This window comes from Thermaurantimonas sp. (assembly GCF_046299575.1).
Lineage (GTDB): Bacteria > Bacteroidota > Bacteroidia > Flavobacteriales > Schleiferiaceae > Thermaurantimonas.
The window spans coordinates 130,152-147,316 of record NZ_JBKBHX010000001.1 but is presented as its reverse complement, the minus strand read 5'-3'; the positions used below and the strand labels follow the sequence as shown (position 1 = coordinate 147,316).

The window sequence follows — 17,165 nt, the reverse complement described above, 5'->3', positions numbered from 1 at the left end:
ACTCTACCGATTAAACTCATTGTACAACTGGCCGTCAGAAATCTTTTACGATCGCGAAAACGTTCACTCATTACGGTGTCAAGTGTATTTTTTGCTGTATTACTTGCATTGGTGGCCGAGAGCATCAATGAAGGCTCGCATGATGCCTTAATAGAGACATCTGTAAAGCTTTCTACCGGCTATGTGCAGATGATGGATACTGGCTATCGCGCTACCCCTTCGCTTGACCTAGCTATACCTTGGAACGAATCGTACTACGAGCGCCTTTCAACTTTGCCTTTCAAGGCTGGTTACATTCCCAGGATTCAAAATTTTGTATTGGCAGCCGGCCCTCGAAAGACCTCAGGCGCGTTGATTCAGGGAATAATACCTGATGCAGAAAACGATTTTAATGCCTTGTCTTCCAAAATCATAAAGGGGTCGTTGTTTGATCAGAAGGGTGGCGCCGTGCTCGGACGCGAATTAGCAGAGTACCTCCAGGTACAAGTGGGCGATACTGTTGTGGTCATAGGTCAGGGGTATCAAGGCACTCTGGCGAGTGGCAAGTATCACGTGGCAGGCGTAGTAAAACTCAGCGTAAAAGAGTTGAATAAAATCACTTTTTTCCTTCCACTTGAAGAGGCTCAACGACTTTTTGATATGCCCGGACTTGTAACCCAGGTTTTAGTGAATCCGGAAAATCCAGAACAAGCGCCAGAATTGGCAAGTGCAATCCGCACCAAATTTCAAAGCGAAGGCATTACGGCTCTTACTTGGGAGGAGATGTTGCCCGAACTCTTACAGGCTTTGGCTTTCGATACGATTTCAAACCGCGTACTGCTGGCTATTCTGTATGTGGTGGTGGGCTTTGGCATTTTTGGCACAGTGCTCACAATGACGCTGGAGCGCACTCGCGAGTTTGGCATGCTTATCAGCATCGGCATGAAGCGAAAGTTGCTTGCTCTTACTACCGTAGTTGAGACTCTTTTGCTTGGCTTATCTGGCGTTCTCCTTGGTGTGGCAGTAGGGTTCCCTATTCTTCTGTATATGCACTTTCACCCTATTCCGCTCGGAGGTGATTTACAGGCTATAGCCGATGACTTTGGCATTGAACCCATGCTGTACTTCTCCATCAAGCCTGTCATTTTTCTTGTACAAGGCCTGGTCATACTGCTCATCAGCAGTCTTATTGCCATATATCCTTACCGATTCGTAATGAAACTCAACTTCTTAAAAGCTGCAAGAGGTGACTGATAAAGTCCGAAATATTTTTTCTGATTTAAAGCTACTGCTCGCTGTAGCCTATCGCAACATCTGGAGGAATAAGGGTCGTTCGCTTACGCTAATGACGGCCGTAGCGCTTGGTTTGGCTGGGGGTATGATTGCTATCAGTATGGGCCAAGGAATGATTGCCCAACGCTTTAAAATCGTTATTGAAAAAAATTTTAGCCATTTACAGATACACCATCCAAAGTGGTCAGAGCAGTTTGAGGTAAAATACACCATTGCCGATATTTCGCAGGTAGAATCTGCCTTGAAAAAAGAGTCAAACTACCTGAGGCACTGTCTTCGCACCATTGCTGCCGGCATCGTACAGTCGCCTACTTCCTCAGGGGCAGTACAGATACGAGGAATTGATCCGGAAGCTGAAAAGCAAGTGACCGCTTTCGATGAGTTGATAGTGGAAGGTTCTTACCTCAGTATGGAAGCGCCTATGCAGGTGCTCATTGGCCGCCAGCTGGCAAATAAGCTGAATGTAAGCTATGGGTCCAGAATAGTGCTTTCATTTACCGATAGTGAATATAATGTGATTTCAAGTGCCTTTAAAGTGGCTGGCATTTTTCGGAGTGTGAGTACACAATTTGACGAGCGCAATGTTTTTGTACTCCGCTCAGACCTAAATCGCCTGCTGGGTACAAATGGACAGGCTCATGAGGTTGCAGTACTTTTTACCGACGAAAACAAGGCGGTGAAGGCCGAGCAAAAATTAGCTGAAGCTTTGCCTGAGTTACTGGTGCAGAGCTGGCGTCGTCTTTCACCGGAATTGGTGTATTTGCAGGATGTAGGAAGCCGAGTATTGTACATTTTTATAATCATCATCATGTTAGGGCTCAGCTTTGGAATCCTCAATACCATGCTCATGATCGTACACGAGCGCACACATGAGCTCGGTATGCTGAAGGCCATTGGCCTCAATAAAACCAGAACATTTATCATGCTACAGATGGAAACCCTGATGATGACGCTGCTCGGTACAATGGTAGGTCTATTGCTTGGTCGGTTAATTTTATGGCCATTAATGGGTGGAATTGATTTGAACTTTCTTTCTGACGCCTTAGCAGCCTTTGGCATTCCTACGGTGGTTTACCCCGTTATCGGACCTGATTTTTATCGAAATGTCATCACTCTTGTCCTTGTTTTCTCCTTTTTAGCAAGTCTTTACCCAAGCTGGAGGGCGCTACAGATTAACCCCGCAGATGCAGTAAGGGTGCAATGACCTTGCGATCATTGCACCCCTTCAAGCGAATGAATTAAATTGTTTTTTTTTATAAAAAGACAACTATACCGAAATTTAGGCTATTGAGTCCAAAGTCAAGCCCAATACCAGTGGTTGTAGCTTTGCTGTAATCCCCAGGATTAGAACCATCGTCTTTAAAAGAAAACGATGAATAGCCAAGAAATCCGTAGCGAATTTCAAGACCGATGTTTTTGTGTACCATGTAGTTGAATCCGGGAGTAATACCTGTTAACAGAGAATTTAAAGTGCCTTTCTGTTCAGTGGTCAAATTGCCTATTATCAGTTTTTCTACATAGCTTCCAAATCCTAAACCCACACTGAAGTCTCCAAAGAATGCAAATTTTTCACTGTATGGAATGTAGTAGCGAACAAAAGGAACAAAACTTATCGAATTTGAGCGAGTTTCTACTGTTGTGTTAGGATTTAACTGCTCTTCTCCAGTAGAAACGGCAAAGCCAATTCCTAATCCTATTGCCAGCCTGTCGCTTACAAAATAGCCTCCGGCAGCTGAGATGCTAAAGTCCGATTGTTTAGGTCCATCGGTTTCTGTTGTTACATTGTTGTTTCTGTCCTCAAACTTTGAAGAGGAGTTCCCAAAGTTTAAATCACCGGTAATGATCTTGCTTCCTGCTTTAAATTGAGCATTCGCAGACAGTGCTGCCACTGATAGCAGCAATACGAGCAGGTGTGTTTTCATAAGAAGCAACAATTATGTTTCAAAAATTTCTTTTAAATTAAATAATTCTAAATGTAAATATCCTTAAATAAGTAAGTTTTGTCACTGAAAATGAGATTTTCATACCAAAAATTCTAAAAACATGATGTGGGGGATTCTGAAAAACGAAATTCATACTCAGGGTTCACGGTACTGCTAACTACATACCAAGGCTGTTTACTATACCTTTGCAGGCTAAAAGTGCACTAATCAGGAAATTTTTATGGGAAGAGCCTTTGAATACCGCAAAGAGCGAAAGTTTAAGCGCTGGGCTACAATGGCCAAAAACTTTACACGTATCGGAAAAGAAATTTCAATAGCTGTAAAAGAAGGCGGTCCTAATCCCGAAACCAATCCGCGACTGAGAGCGGCCATACAGAATGCCAAGGCAGTAAACATGCCTAAGGAAAACATCGAGCGCGCCATTAAACGCGCTACCGACAAGGAGATGGCCGATTACAAAGAAGTGGTGTACGAAGGATATGGTCCGGGTGGTATAGCCATACTGATCGAAACCGCTACAGACAACCCTACGCGTACCGTGGCAAATATTCGCAGCTATTTTAACAAGCACAATGGCTCACTCGGTACCAGCGGCTCGGTCGATTTTATGTTTGACCACAAGTGTCAGTTTAAAATTCGCAAACCGGAAAATATGGATATAGAAGAACTCGAGCTACAGCTCATCGACTACGGAGCCGAAGAGTTCTTCGAAGATGAAGACGACAACACGCTGATGGTATATGGCCATTTTTCAGACTATGGCAAATTGCAAAAAGGCATTGAAGAACTTGGCCTGGAAGTGATTTCATCAGGCTTAGAGCGCATACCTCACGAAACGCGCGAAGTGCCTGACGATGTGCGTGCTCAGGTAGAGAAATTGCTTGAAAAAATCGAAGAAGACGACGACGTACAAAACGTGTATCACAATATGGCTTGATTAAGGGGGCATAAAAGCCCCTCTTATAAACATTTTTACCACATTCTAAAACCAAGCTACCCCTCACATCATACTACCTTTGTAAAATAAATTAATCACTTTGAACCTATACAGGTATTTGGAAGATTTTGGGCGATATGTGCTGATGCTCGGGCGAGTTTTTCGAAAGCCTGAAAACAAGCGCATGTATTTCGATGCCTTTCTGATGGAGATCGAGCATTTAGGAATCGATTCCGTTGGTCTAGTAGCCATCATCTCACTGTTTGTAGGAGCAGTGGTTACCATTCAAACAGCTTTAAACCTCGAAAACCCCCTCATTCCGCCGTATTACATAGCCATAGCCACACGTGAGAGCATAATACTCGAGTTTTCGCCTACGATGGTCAGCCTCATATTGGCGGGTAAAGTGGGTAGCAACATCGCCTCTACTCTCGGAACGATGCGTGTGAGCGAGCAGATCGATGCATTAGAGGTGATGGGAGTTAACTCTGCCTCTTACCTCATCCTGCCTAAAGTGCTTGCAGCTATGGTTTTCAATCCTATACTGATCAGCATGTCGATGTTCTTGGGCATTTTAGGCGGATATGTATTTGGACAGCTCACCGGCATGGTGGGTCCTGAAGATTTTATTGAAGGTCTTCTGCTAGAGTTCAAAGCTTTTTACGTGACGTATGCATTGATTAAAACTGTGGTTTTTGCCTTCATTATTACTACCGTGTCAGCGTATTACGGATATTACGTAAAAGGAGGAGCCGTAGAGGTAGGTCAGAGTAGCACTCGAGCAGTGGTAGCTAGCAGCCTGATTATCATTTTAGCCAATTACATTCTTACACAAATAATTTTGAGCTGATGATACGGGTTGAAAATCTTCGGAAAAAATTTGGCGATATAGAAGTAATTAAAGGTATTTCAGCTGAATTCTATCCCGGTAAAGTCAATCTGATCATTGGCAAATCGGGCTCCGGAAAAACGGTTTTTATGAAGTCACTCCTTGGTCTATTTGACATCGATGGAGGGGAGATTTACTACAGTGGAGAGCCTCTATCGCAAATGGACTTTAAGCGTCGAAAAGCACTGCGCACCGAGATGGGAATGGTCTTTCAAGGCAGTGCGCTGTTTGACTCACTCACGGTCGAAGAGAATGTCATCTTCCCGCTCAAAATGTTTTCTGTAATGAGTCCATCGGAAATGATGGATCGGGTAAATTTTTGCCTCAAAAGAGTCAATCTGGAGAATTCCAATAAAAAATATCCTGCAGAGCTGAGCGGTGGAATGAAAAAGCGCGTAGCAATAGCTCGTGCCATTGCCATGAACCCCAAATACCTCTTTTGCGACGAGCCTAATTCCGGCCTCGATCCACAGACATCGATCGTAATCGACAACTTAATTCGCGAAATCACTCAAGAATTTGGAATAACTACTGTGATCAACACCCACGATATGAATTCGGTGATGGAAATCGGCGACAACATCATCTTGATAAAAGATGGTTACAAAGCCTGGCAAGGCAATAAATCGGAAATTCTCGCTACAGAAAATGAAGAGGTAAACGAATTTGTGTTCACCTCTCAGCTCTTTAAACGCATAAAACAATCGCATCAGACGACCTCTGCTCGTGAATGATTCTCTGCTTATTTTCTCTGAAAAAATTACTCCCCGTCTGCTTTACACAGCAAGGGTAATCTTCGAACATGTAATTCCTTGTAAGTATAGAATCACTGAAAATCAGGAGGAATTTTTAAACCACCAAGGCCCAAAAATCAACTATAGTTTTTGTCGTGATTTAGATGGCATTTGGATTTATCCTTCGCGCTTGCTTTTTTCTACTGACATTTTCGAGCAGGAGGTGCGCTGTGCTTTAAATCCTTTGTGTGGGGTTCACCTCTTTCACGAAGTATGTAGCGATGTGTGCTATGATGTATTTGCCTCAGTATTCTACATGGTGTCGCGATATGAGGAGTATCTGCCTCACCTGAGTGATACGCATGGGCGCTTTTTACCTACTGAATCGATCGCAAGCCGAAATGGTTTTTTAGACAAACCTGTAGTAAATTATTGGTGTCTTCAGCTCAAAGACAAGATACTTGAACGCTACCCTGGTTTTAACATTAAACCTACTTCCTTTTCGTACACAGCTACGGTGGACGTAGATAATACCTACGCCTACAAAGGCAAGGGGCTGTTGCGCATACTTGGCGGATTTATCAATGATCTACGCGCTCTGAACTTAAAAAAAATGAAAGAGCGTTTCAGCACTGTTTTTTTAGGAGCTAATGATCCATTTGACACCATTGATTACCAGCTCAGGCTTTTTGAAAAGTATGGTTTTGAAGTCATTTATTTTTATCTTTTTTCGAAATATGGACCATATGATAGAAATCTGCCGATTTACAGCCCGAGCCATCAGGAACACATCAAGTATGTAGCCGATTTTGCTCAGGTAGGGGCACACCCCTCATACCGCGCAAGTCTGGATTTTGCTGAAATGGAACACGAAATCTCAGCTTTGGAGGCTACTATACGCCGGCAAATCACCAAAAGCCGCATGCATTACCTGCGCTTTACCCTGCCTACTACGTTTCGACAATTGATTGAGTTAGGCATCACTGACGAGTATTCGATGGGCTATGCTCAGCAGCCCGGTTTTAGAGCAGGTATTTGTACCCCCTACCCTTTTTATGACCTTGAAGTAGAAATGCAGACTGACCTGATGATTCATCCCTTTCCGTTGATGGAAACTACCTTTATTGACTACTTAAAGCTAACACCAGAGCAAGCTGCACATAGTATTTTTCCTATCATCGATCAGGTAAAAAAGGTAAATGGACACCTGATTACCGTGTGGCACAACAGGACCTTCAGCGAACACCAACCCGAGTGGAAAGGCTGGAACCAACTGCACATCGAAATGTTAGAATACATCAAAAGGCTCTTATGATTCGCCTGGTTAAAAATGTAGATATTGACGTCAAGCAGTGGGACCTAACGATACATCTCGATCCACAAGCACTCATTTATGGCCTAAGCTGGTATCTCGACATTGTAGCCTACGGCTGGGATGCTCTGGTGTATGACGACTATAAGGCAGTGATGCCCCTTACATCCCAGCTCTACAAAAAGTTTCTTCCCTCGGTTATCAGGCCATATGGCACTCAGCAATTAGGGGTATTTTCCAGAGAGAAAGTTTCCAGTGAACTCTTAAGGGCCTTTTTAAAAAATATACCATTTAAATACCTCTACAAAGACCTTTGTTTAAACGCGCAAAATCCCATTGATAATATTCGCTCTGGTAGTTTAATACCTAGAACCAACCTTATAATACCCCTTATTGGGTCGAATGCAGAAAAAATCAGGGCTCGGTATTCGAAGAACACCAAACGAAATCTGGCAAAAGCTGAAAAGTACCCGCATCAGTTTTTTTACAACGATGCTCCTGATGTGCTACTTCGCATCTTCCAAAACAACAAAGGTAAAGAGCTGTCACACCTCAAGGAACGTCACTACGCCACACTCAGACAAATCATGTATGTAGCCATTCACCGAAAGACGGGTTATCTCATTACGCTATATGATGAGTATAACACTGCCATAGCCGGGCTGTTCTTTCTTGAATACAGAGGTAGAGTGATACTCTTTTTCAGTGCTACGACTGAATACGGAAAAGAAACACATGCACTCACCCTTCTCATTGACCACGTATTGACGCAAAAGGCCGGCTTAGCAGATGTTTTTGACTTTGAGGGCTCTGACATCCCGGGTCTTCGGAGGTTTTACGAAGGTTTTGGTGCCCAAGAAGAAATCTATTACAACTGGAAAAAATGGTTTTAATGGTTGCTACTGAAATTCAGATGCGCAACACCATTTTTACGTTTATCAATCTGTTGGTCAAATAATTCGGTACTCCGAACTGTCTGCCTGTGGTGAGATCAGGATTGGCAGCGTTTATATCTTTGATCCACAGATAACTGATTGTGTTTCTTATGCCAAGCAAGTTAAAAACTTCAACTCCTGCCCACGCTGATTTCAACGCATTGAAGGCACGGTATTTAGAGGGCTTTCCTTCTTCTTTTAGCACTTTGTAAAAAGCCACATCTACGCGTCGATAGGGCGGAATTCTGTAAGTAGTGGCAGTGCGCTCAAATTGCGGAGGATTAAACGGAATGCCTGTCCCGAAGCTTAAAGTAAGTCCAACGCGCCAGGTGGGATCTTTGGGTAAATAGTCTTGAAAGTAAATACTTGCGTTGAAAAGCTGATCAGTAGGTCGAGGCAGATAACCGAGCTGGGGTTTATCCCGTAACCGCTCGCGCACGGTCATTATGGAAGCACTAAACCAAGATTCGATGCCTTTGACAAACTGACCATTGATGCGAAAATCGAGGCCAGTGGCGAATCCATCGGCATTGTTGCGCGCTGAGTAGCGAAGGCGTACGTTTTCGAGTTCGTAGGTCACAAGGTTGCGGAGATACTTAAAGTAATACTCTGTAACGATGCGAAAGGGTCGCTCCCAAAGGGTGACTACCTGATCGAGCCCAGCTACCAGGTGGTAACTCTCCTGTGCACGCAGGCGGGTGTTTACATTGCCTCTGATATCGCGCATCTCGCGATAGAAGGCCGGCTGGTGGTATGACCCCAGCGATAGGCGATATATCTGGTTTTTTTGTCCTGCGGGTTTGTATTTAAGTGTAAATCTCGGAATGATGAGGAGTTGGTCGTTTAAATCCCAGTAGTTGAACCTCAGACCGGCTGTGTAATAAAGGTCGCCATTGAGAAGCTTGCGGTTTGAAGAGTATTCGCCATAGCCCATGAATCGTTGAGAATATACTGAAGCTCTGGAGTCGAAGCTTTCGTATAAGAAAAGGCCTCTGGGTTCAACCGTATCGACAAATACGTTACCAAGTGTATCGGCTCTGAAGATGTATCGCCTGAGGTGCGGCAGGTTGTAGCCGGCGGAGTCGATGGTTTCCCATTCTTTGTAGCGGTCGATGATGTCTTCAGCTTGCCAGCGAAGGCCCCAGCCCCATGTTCCACCTTTGCTTACAAAAGTTGAGGTGTATTGAGCATTTACTACAATGGCATCGAGTAAATTTCGGGCATAGTTTTGAAATCCTCCCACACCGCGAATGAAGCGGATGTCGCCGAATTGATCGGATCCGAGATTGTTGTCGAGCTCAGCCAGGCGATAGGCGCCGGCAATGTCAAAAAACTCTTGTTCTGTGGTTTGAAAGGCCGATATTGCCCAGCGCATAGTGAGTTTTTTGTTGGGCCTGAAGTCAGCTGCTAGCGCTGAGAAACGCGTTGTGAAGTCATAATTTTCCATACCGTCAAAGAAGACGGTGAGCCGCAGCGACTGCTGCACAGTACCGAAATTGGTGGTTCGTACAGAGGGGATTACTTTGTAAATATTTCGAGAGTAGTTGCCAAGGAAGCTCAATTCTAACCGGTCGTTAAGCGAATAGGTGAGGTATACCTGTGCATCAGTAAATCGCGGCCGAAAGTCAGCATCTGTATCGAGGGAGCCTAGTAGTAGTTCATTGGTTCGGTATCGGATGCTGCTCAGAGCTGTGAAGCGGTTTTTGAGGCCGATGGCATCAACAGTGAGGCTTCCACCCATGAGGCTTGCTTCGGAGCGAAGGCCGAATTTTTCGGGCTTTCGATAAGTGATATCGAGCACTGAGGCCATGCGATCGCCATAGCGCGCATCGAATCCGCCGGCTGAAAACTCAATATTGCCCACCATGTCGGGATTGATGAAGCTGAGACCTTCTTGCTGGCCATTGCGCACCAGAAAGGGGCGATAAACCTCAATGCCATTGACGTACACGAGATTTTCGTCGAAGTTTCCACCACGCACATTGTACTGCGAGCTCATTTCGTTGCGAGAGGTGACGCCCGGCAGCAGCCTGATGAGGCCTTCTACACCGCTCACTGGCCCGGCGAGCATGTCAAGTGCTTTTACATCGATCACGGTAGTGTTGGTGATGCGGCTTTTTTCTTCTATTATCTGAACTTCAGCAAGTTCTTCAGCAAGTAGTTTAAGGACGGTTTTAAAGCTGTACTCTTTGTTTGACTGCAGATCAACCTTGAGACTGTCTTTTTTATAGCCAAAATGATAGTAGTAGATCCAGGAGTTTTTCATGGCAGGCACTTCAAGGCGGTATTTTCCATCGGCCGAAGTGTAGGTAATAAATCCGCGGCAATAGACTTCTACACGCTCCAGAGGTCGTCCATCTTGATTAGTAACTGTTCCGGTGATGAGGGCCGTTTGGGAAAAAAGCCGAATGCTGCTACCTACCAGTAATACAAGAGTTAGTAAGCTCGATCGCCAGAGGAAGGGTGATCTCAAATTAGGTCGTTACTTTTTCTTTTTCAAGGATTCGAATAGTTCAAGCCAGGCAAAAGGGTTGGAAAGCTGTAGGAGCATTGCTTGTCCACCATTGGCTAAGCCGTTGTATCGATTGTAGTTATAGATGGCTTGTTCTTGTTGTCGCATCACATGTCTTGCCGCCTCTGAAGCATCGAAGCCCATGGCACGGGCGCGGTCTTTGAGCGATTCGAGGGCCAGATTGCGCTGGGCTATATCGAGTTCTGTCGTTTGAGGGCGCATAGCGAGAAGCTCAGTGTAGAGCCTGTCGCGTGATGGCCAGGGGTAGAGGGTTACCTCTTGCAGCATGGTGGTATCGCGCACGAGGGTAATGGTCATTAAATAGCCTTTCTCGTCCTTCAGCTCAGGAGATACGTAAAACTTCTCCCGTTTAAAGCCGATGCAGCTAAAGAGAATGGTATCGCCCGGCATGGCGGCAATAGAGAAAAATCCGTCGCTGCTGCTTACGGTGCCTTGACCGCGGGAGCGAATGAGCACGTGTGTGTTTGGGATAAATTGAGGTATATCGTCGTCGGTAACTACGACTCCCGAAATTTGGATAGCTTTAGTTCCCTTTTGAGCCAACCCGCCAAGGGAACTCAGAGCAAAAACCGTTATAAGAAGTATTCTGAATGTGCTCAAGAAGATGTTTGTCTTTTCTTTTGACTCAATACAAAAATAGTACCCGCCAAGTCTTAAAGTACTTATTAATCAATTGAAGTTACAGGCTTTAACAGCACGTTATATCCACTTAATGAGTGCTGAAGCCCATGTGAATCCGCTGCCGAAGGCTGCCAGACAGATGAGGTTGCCATGCTTGATTTTGCCCTCTTGCCAGGCCTCGCTCATGGCTAAGGGGATAGATGCAGCAGTCGTATTTCCGTATCGCTGAATATTGTTGTACACTTTGTCTTCTGCAAGGCCCATCTTCTGCTGAATGTACTGGCTGATGCGCAGGTTTGCCTGGTGTGGTATCAGCAGGTCGATGTCTTCAGGTTTATATCCATTGGCATCTAAAGCCTCCTGTATGACTTCTGAAAAACGAACTACGGCATGTTTAAATACGAAGTTGCCGTTCATGTATGGGTAATAAGAGGTGTCATCCGGATCGTTTTCTTTAATCAACTCGGGCACCCATTTGCTGGTATTTGGGGCTATGAGGGCGAGCTCTCTGGCGTATTTGCCTTCTGAATGGAGATGGGTGGAAAGGATACCACCCTCTTCGCCTTCTTCAGCACGTGATACGACTACTGCGCCTGCACCGTCGCCGAAGATAACGCTAACGTTGCGGCCTCTGTCGGTAAAGTCTAAGCCTCCACTGTGAAGCTCAGAGCCTATTACCAGTATGTTTTTGTACATGCCGGTCTTGATGTATTGGTCGGCTACGCTAAGAGCATACACGAAGCCGCTACACTGGTTGCGTACATCGAGGGCACCTATTTCGCGCACGCCTAATTGCTCTTGCACCAGTACTCCAGGGCCAGGAAAATAATAATCAGGTGAAAGTGTGGCAAAAATGATGAAGTCGATGTCGTCTTTAGTGATGCCGGCGCGTTCTATGGCCATGAGGGCAGCTTTTGTGCCCATAGTGGATGGGGTGTTGCCATCTCCCTTTTTCACGAATCGGCGCTCTTTGATGCCGGTGCGCTCTACAATCCACTCGTCGCTGGTTCATCAGCTTGGCCAGATCGTGATTTGTAACTACATGATCAGGCACATAATGGCCTATGCCTGTAATTTTCGAACGATACATTTTTCTCTATTAGGTGGCGCAAGGTAAAAAATTTGTTATGAATTGATTAAGGAAAAAATCGATAAGTTAATATTGGGATTCACTAAACTATTGGGTGGGTATGCTCCTTAGGCAATGTCTGGATTGATGAAAGGATGACTTTAACATTCGATCTTAATGAAAGTTGTTATGAAAAATTTTGCTTTCAGAATGTGTGACTGAGACGCGGCCTTATAGCCGCGACCTGTTGAGGAGAAAGAGGAGATATGAGCCCTTAGCGGGTACGTTACGGCCCATGTGAGCAGCTGGCTGATTCAGACGAAGTCATTAATAACTGCCTTGTCAGTACGATCGCGATCCAAGTGAATATACTTTTTACAACTTATCTGGATAAATCCAAAAGACTGAGCGCAGCAAGTGAAGCGAGGAACATGTCCAAATTACAAAAAAGTGTTATAAAATTTCGGTGCGGTAAGAGTCGAGTCGTAAGACGATGAAAATCATCATAGAAAAAGCAAGCATAGATGAGCCTCCAGAGCTGATGAAAGGCAGGGGTATACCAATAACAGGAAAGAGGCCAATAGTCATAGCTATGTTTACGGCAAAATGGAAAAAGAGGATGCTGGCCACCGAATAGGCAAAAATGCGCGCAAAGGCAAGCTTTTGTCGCTCAGCCAGCACTAGGATGCGGTAAATGAAGATTAGAAAGATCGTGACGAAGATGAAGGAGCCGACAAAACCCCACTCTTCGCCTATGGTGCAGAAGATGAAATCGGTCTGTTGCTCAGGCACAAAATCGTACTTAGTCTGTGTGCCTTGGAGGAAGCCCTTTCCCCATAAACCACCTGAGCCGATGGCTATCATACTCTGGTGAGTGTTATAGCCGATGCCTTTTGGGTCATGAGCCTTGCCGAGCATAATGTTGATGCGATTGCGATGTCTGTCTTCAAGAAGGTTATAAAAGGCATAATCGACTGATTGAATGAAAAGCACCAGAAATGCTGTGACACCAAGGGTTGTTAGCCATACGGAACGGCTCTTACGCCAGAGAATGGCTATAAATAGGCCAAAGCCGCCTAAAACGAGCGATAGAATAAGAGGGTCGATTACCAATGCTAAGATGAAAAATACGGCAAGAGCTAAGGCAATGAGGACAAAGTAAATGGATAACCCCTCGCGATAGAACACAAGAAGGAAAGAGCTGAATACTACTGTACTGCCCAGGTCGGGTTGAGGGAGAATGAGTAATGCTGGAATGGAAACGATCAGTGTGGCGAGAAGAATCTTTTTATTGAAATTCTTTTTAGTGGCTGAACCCAGCACGGTGGCTACCATCATGGCAGTAGAAAGCTTGGCAAATTCGCCGGGCTGAAGGCTGAAGGCGCCTATCTGAAACCACGATCGGGCACCGGAAATTTTGACACCGAAAAACAGCACTGCAACCAGTAGAAATAAAGTGAGCAGATAAAAAGGAAAGGACAAGGGCTCAATGAGTCGGCCTTCGATGCTGAGTATTAAAAGTCCGATGATAGTAGAGGCTACAATGAAGATAAGTTGCTTGTTGTAGTTGAGTGAGAGGTTAGTAAGCGAAAACGTTTCGGGATTGTATACAGCGGCCAGTACACTGATAAAGCCAATAAAAACAAGGATATAATACAGCGAAAGTACAGATAGATCGATACCCTCGAAAATCGATTCCCTCTTTCTCATGGGTGTTGATAGGTTAGGAGCTTCTGGCCAAAGATTTTGATAAGCTGTCGGTCGTATTCTTCTTTAAGAGAGCCTTCCATCATGCGCTTTTCGAGGTCTTTGCGCTCAACTTTGCCTGTTAGGTATTTTTCAATGATGAGTGAGGCAATGGGTGCAGCCCAGCGTGAACCCCAGTAGCCGTTTTCGACAAAGATGGCAATCGCGATTTTGGGGTTGTCTTTCGGGCCAAAGGCCATGAAAATGGAATGGTCCTGGCCGTGGGGGTTTTGGGCGGTTCCGGTTTTGCCGCAGAGTTCTATTCCCGGAATTCGGGAGGCTCGTGCGGTACCTTGCTCAAATACTTGAAACATGCCTTCAATCACTGTCGGAAAGTGTATGCTGTCGACCGTGGTTTTTTTGGGCTTGGTATAGTGTGGGTTAGTAATAGGTTTTCCATCAATTTTTTTGATGAGGTGGGGTGTGTAATAATAGCCGCGATTAGCAATGGCAGCTGCTGCATTGGCTAATTGTACTGGCGTGACTAGCATCTCACCCTGACCAATGCCGAGAGAGATGGTGTTGAGGGTTTTCCATTTATTGGTGCGGAAGCTGCGGTTGAAATAAGCTGAGTCGGGCACTAAGCCTTTGCGTCCGGTGGGCAGATCGTTATCGAAGTACGTGCCGAGACCAAAGCTTTTCATATGGCGGCTCCAGATTTCGACTCCGGTAGGGGCGTTGGGATATTTGTCAATAATGCGCTTGTAGGTATTGCAGAAGTAGTTGTTGCACGACTTGTAAATTCCGGCCAACAGGGGTAGTGGGTAATTAGTGCCGCACTTGCAGCGCACAAATAGACTACCTGCTCTGAAGCCTCCACCGCAGGTGAAGGTAGTGGAGGGCTGAATAACCCCCTCCTGCAATGCAACAAGGGCTTGGAGGATTTTGAAAGGAGAGCCAGGAGGATATTCAGCCAGTAGAGCACGGTCGTAGAGCGGCTTATTGATGGAATCGTTGTAGAGCTTACGGTAGTTTATATTTCTATCGCGACCAACAAGCAGATTGGGGTCGTACGATGGGCTGGTGACGAGCATGAGAATTTCGCCGGTTGATGGTTCGATGGCTACAATGCTACCGCGTTTGTTTTTCATCAGAGCTTCGCCGTACATCTGCAGCTCGATGTCGATGGTAGCCACCAGATCGCTGCCAGGTATGGCAAGAGAGTCGAATATACCGTCTTTATAAGGCCCTTTTTCGCGGCCGCGCACATCTACCAAAATACGTCGCACCCCATGTTTGCCCTTAAGGTATTTTTCGTAAGACTTTTCGATACCTGCTACGCCGATAAAGTCACCCCGAGTGTACTCCGGATTTCGTTCTATGGTTTTTTCATCCACTTCGCCTATGTATCCAAGCACATTGGCTGCTGCAGAGTAGGGGTATGTGCGTAGGGTACGCTTTTGGAAAAAAAAGCCGGGGAAGAGAAACAGCTTCTCCTGAAGGTAGGCATAATCTTTTGCCTGTATATAGCGGATAAATTCCGATGGTTTATACCGGCTATAGCCACGGGCAGCTTCGAGCTGCTTTATGAAAAACTCTTTTGAGATGGCAAAAAGTCGGCAAAATTCTGCTGTATCCATTGTCTGAACCTGCATGGGGATCACCATCAGGTCGTAAGCTACTTGATTGGCGACAATCACTTTTCCGTTTCGGTCCATGATTTCACCTCGAGGGGCGTAAATCTTGAGGGTTCGGATTACGTTATTTTCGGCAGAAAGTTTCCATCTGTCATCGACCACCTGGATATAGAAAAGCCTGACTATGAAGATGATCCAGGTGCCGATCAGAAATACGATAAACAAGGTAATTCGCTTCATCTGCCGCTTTTAAAGCCTTTTCCTTTGGTCAAAACGTATTCGATAGGTACAATAAGTGCAAGACTCACGAGGGAAGACAAGATAACCTTTTTAAGCAGGGTTAGAAAATTTCCAAATTCAAAGGAATCAATCATATACATCCATATAAAAAACAGCAAATACGAAAGTGTAAGATAGAGTAAAAATCGGTTGAGTTTTACGGTTTCGATGCGGATGCTTTTTGCCTCTTGTAAGGCTGCATATCCAAGTACTCTTTGAAGAGGTAGGTATGAAAGCAGGGTGAGGGAAGAGGCGTAAAGCCCACCAGTAGAATTCCACACATCAATGGCAAAACCTGCTAGGAAAGCGATAAACAGATGAGCATATTTATTGAAAACAGGTTTAGACATTATCACAATAGCAGGTAGCAGCTGAGGATTGATGTAGCCTGAAAGCTTCACTTGATCAAGCACTCCGATTTGAAGCACGATGGCAAATACGATTGCTACAAGCCATAGAGCGACGTCACTTGTTTTCATTGATGAGTAATTTCAGGTTTTCTATAGCCTTTTTCTCAAGAAAGTCGATCACATATACTTGATTGATGCTGCTGAAGTCTGTGAAGAGCTCAACTTGAGCTTCGATGAAATCACCCGGATCGCGCAGTCTATAGCTCTTTACAATGCCTACCGGAATGCCTTCGGGAAAGATAAGACTACGGACGTCGGTAACTACGGTGTCGCCGTTTCGAATGCGGGTCTGCTTCGGCAGGTCAATGAGCTGGGCATATCGGTAGTTTTTGCCATTCCAAGTGAGCGAACCAAAGTTGTAACTATTGATTGGCCGGCAGCTGATGGAAAACTTGCTGTGCAACACGGTGAGGGCAGTAGAGTAGTGGGAATCGACGTCTTTTGTGATGCCAGCTACTCCTACAGGCGTAATGATGGCCATACCGGGCTTAATGCCGTGCACTGAGCCGCGGTTTATGATCATGTAGTTGTTTTGAAGGTTGTAGGTGCTGTAGAGCACATTCGCCTCTTGATAGGTGTACACCTGTTTGCGAACCGTGTCGTTTACATATCCCCTATAGTTCGCTTCGGTTAAAGGCTCGGTATTAAGAGCGTTTCTAAGCGTGGCATTTTCGCGCTGAAGGATTTGATTTTGACTTTTTAAGCTGAGGTACTCCCTAATGTCGAAAACCATCTTATGAAGGTTTCCCACAGCATAGTTGCTGGCAGTGAACCACAAATAACTTTGAAAATAGTTGTGTTTAATAACTCGGGATAGGGCGATGGACTGAAGAAAGAGAAAGAATAGTAGATAGGCGTTTTTTTCAAAAAAGAGCCAAACTTTATTCATGCCTGTTGCCGGAGTTGGT

General features: G+C 45.2%; 14 protein-coding genes and 1 pseudogene. 7 read left to right on the top strand and 8 right to left on the bottom strand.

Annotation, left to right across the window (positions count from 1 at the left end; genetic code table 11):
* Positions 1 to 75 precede the first annotated feature (75 nt).
* Together ACK4EX_RS00575 and ACK4EX_RS00570 are read left to right on the top strand one after the other, a co-directional pair.
* Positions 76 to 1,233, top strand: coding sequence for an ABC transporter permease (locus ACK4EX_RS00575; protein ID WP_409768672.1), 1,158 nt, complete (start codon positions 76 to 78; stop codon positions 1,231 to 1,233).
* Positions 1,226 to 2,476 carry an ABC transporter permease gene (locus ACK4EX_RS00570; RefSeq protein WP_409768669.1) on the top strand — a complete coding sequence of 417 codons (1,251 nt, stop codon included), beginning with the start codon at positions 1,226 to 1,228 and terminating at the stop codon, positions 2,474 to 2,476. The genes ACK4EX_RS00575 and ACK4EX_RS00570 overlap by 8 nt, the downstream gene beginning before the upstream one ends.
* A 49-nt stretch (positions 2,477 to 2,525) precedes the next feature.
* Here the strand turns inward: ACK4EX_RS00570 and ACK4EX_RS00565 are convergent, their stop codons facing one another.
* Entirely contained in the window at positions 2,526 to 3,194 is a 669-nt protein-coding gene (locus ACK4EX_RS00565) for an outer membrane beta-barrel protein (protein ID WP_409768666.1), read from the bottom strand.
* A 241-nt stretch (positions 3,195 to 3,435) separates the two neighbouring features.
* On the opposite strand from ACK4EX_RS00565, the gene ACK4EX_RS00560 reads away from it, so the two are divergent.
* The 5 genes from ACK4EX_RS00560 (at position 3,436) to ACK4EX_RS00540 (ending at position 7,980) form a co-directional block, all read left to right on the top strand.
* Positions 3,436 to 4,152 carry a YebC/PmpR family DNA-binding transcriptional regulator gene (locus ACK4EX_RS00560; RefSeq protein ID WP_409768663.1) on the top strand — a complete coding sequence of 239 codons (717 nt, stop codon included), beginning with the start codon at positions 3,436 to 3,438 and terminating at the stop codon, positions 4,150 to 4,152.
* 100 nt (positions 4,153 to 4,252) lie between these two features.
* Positions 4,253 to 5,002: an MlaE family ABC transporter permease gene (locus ACK4EX_RS00555; RefSeq protein ID WP_409768660.1), complete on the top strand. Its 750-nt coding sequence runs from the start codon at positions 4,253 to 4,255 to the stop codon at positions 5,000 to 5,002.
* Positions 5,002 to 5,775 carry an ABC transporter ATP-binding protein gene (locus tag ACK4EX_RS00550; RefSeq protein ID WP_409768657.1) on the top strand — a complete coding sequence of 258 codons (774 nt, stop codon included), beginning with the start codon at positions 5,002 to 5,004 and terminating at the stop codon, positions 5,773 to 5,775. The genes ACK4EX_RS00555 and ACK4EX_RS00550 overlap by 1 nt, the downstream gene beginning before the upstream one ends.
* On the top strand, positions 5,768 to 7,090 hold the full coding sequence (locus ACK4EX_RS00545; RefSeq protein WP_409768654.1) for a polysaccharide deacetylase family protein: 1,323 nt from the start codon (positions 5,768 to 5,770) through the stop codon (positions 7,088 to 7,090). The genes ACK4EX_RS00550 and ACK4EX_RS00545 overlap by 8 nt, the downstream gene beginning before the upstream one ends.
* The gene (locus tag ACK4EX_RS00540; protein ID WP_409768651.1) at positions 7,087 to 7,980 is read left to right on the top strand and encodes a hypothetical protein; all 894 of its coding nucleotides are present in this window, start codon (positions 7,087 to 7,089) and stop codon (positions 7,978 to 7,980) included. The genes ACK4EX_RS00545 and ACK4EX_RS00540 overlap by 4 nt, the downstream gene beginning before the upstream one ends.
* Positions 7,981 to 7,996: 16 nt before the next feature.
* Here ACK4EX_RS00540 and ACK4EX_RS00535 read toward each other — a convergent pair whose 3' ends face one another.
* The 7 genes and pseudogenes from ACK4EX_RS00535 to mreC all read right to left on the bottom strand — a co-directional run bounded on the left by ACK4EX_RS00535 (position 7,997) and on the right by mreC (position 17,146).
* Positions 7,997 to 10,495: a TonB-dependent receptor plug domain-containing protein gene (locus ACK4EX_RS00535; protein WP_409768648.1), complete on the bottom strand. Its 2,499-nt coding sequence runs from the start codon at positions 10,493 to 10,495 to the stop codon at positions 7,997 to 7,999.
* 9 nt (positions 10,496 to 10,504) lie between these two features.
* Entirely contained in the window at positions 10,505 to 11,155 is a 651-nt protein-coding gene (locus ACK4EX_RS00530) for a carboxypeptidase-like regulatory domain-containing protein (RefSeq protein ID WP_409768645.1), read from the bottom strand.
* Positions 11,156 to 11,254: 99 nt separating this feature from the next.
* Positions 11,255 to 12,266 (bottom strand): annotated as a pseudogene (locus ACK4EX_RS00525) (3-oxoacyl-ACP synthase III family protein).
* A 432-nt stretch (positions 12,267 to 12,698) separates the two neighbouring features.
* Positions 12,699 to 13,955: a rod shape-determining protein RodA gene (rodA, locus tag ACK4EX_RS00520; RefSeq protein ID WP_409768643.1), complete on the bottom strand. Its 1,257-nt coding sequence runs from the start codon at positions 13,953 to 13,955 to the stop codon at positions 12,699 to 12,701.
* Positions 13,952 to 15,808, bottom strand: coding sequence for a penicillin-binding protein 2 (gene mrdA / locus ACK4EX_RS00515; protein WP_409768639.1), 1,857 nt, complete (start codon positions 15,806 to 15,808; stop codon positions 13,952 to 13,954). The genes rodA and mrdA overlap by 4 nt, the downstream gene beginning before the upstream one ends.
* Complete coding sequence (locus ACK4EX_RS00510) at positions 15,805 to 16,326, bottom strand: hypothetical protein (protein WP_409768636.1); 522 nt, start codon at positions 16,324 to 16,326, stop codon at positions 15,805 to 15,807. The genes mrdA and ACK4EX_RS00510 overlap by 4 nt, the downstream gene beginning before the upstream one ends.
* Complete coding sequence (gene mreC / locus ACK4EX_RS00505) at positions 16,313 to 17,146, bottom strand: rod shape-determining protein MreC (protein ID WP_409768633.1); 834 nt, start codon at positions 17,144 to 17,146, stop codon at positions 16,313 to 16,315. Before mreC ends, ACK4EX_RS00510 begins: the two co-directional genes overlap by 14 nt.
* Positions 17,147 to 17,165 lie beyond the last annotated feature (19 nt).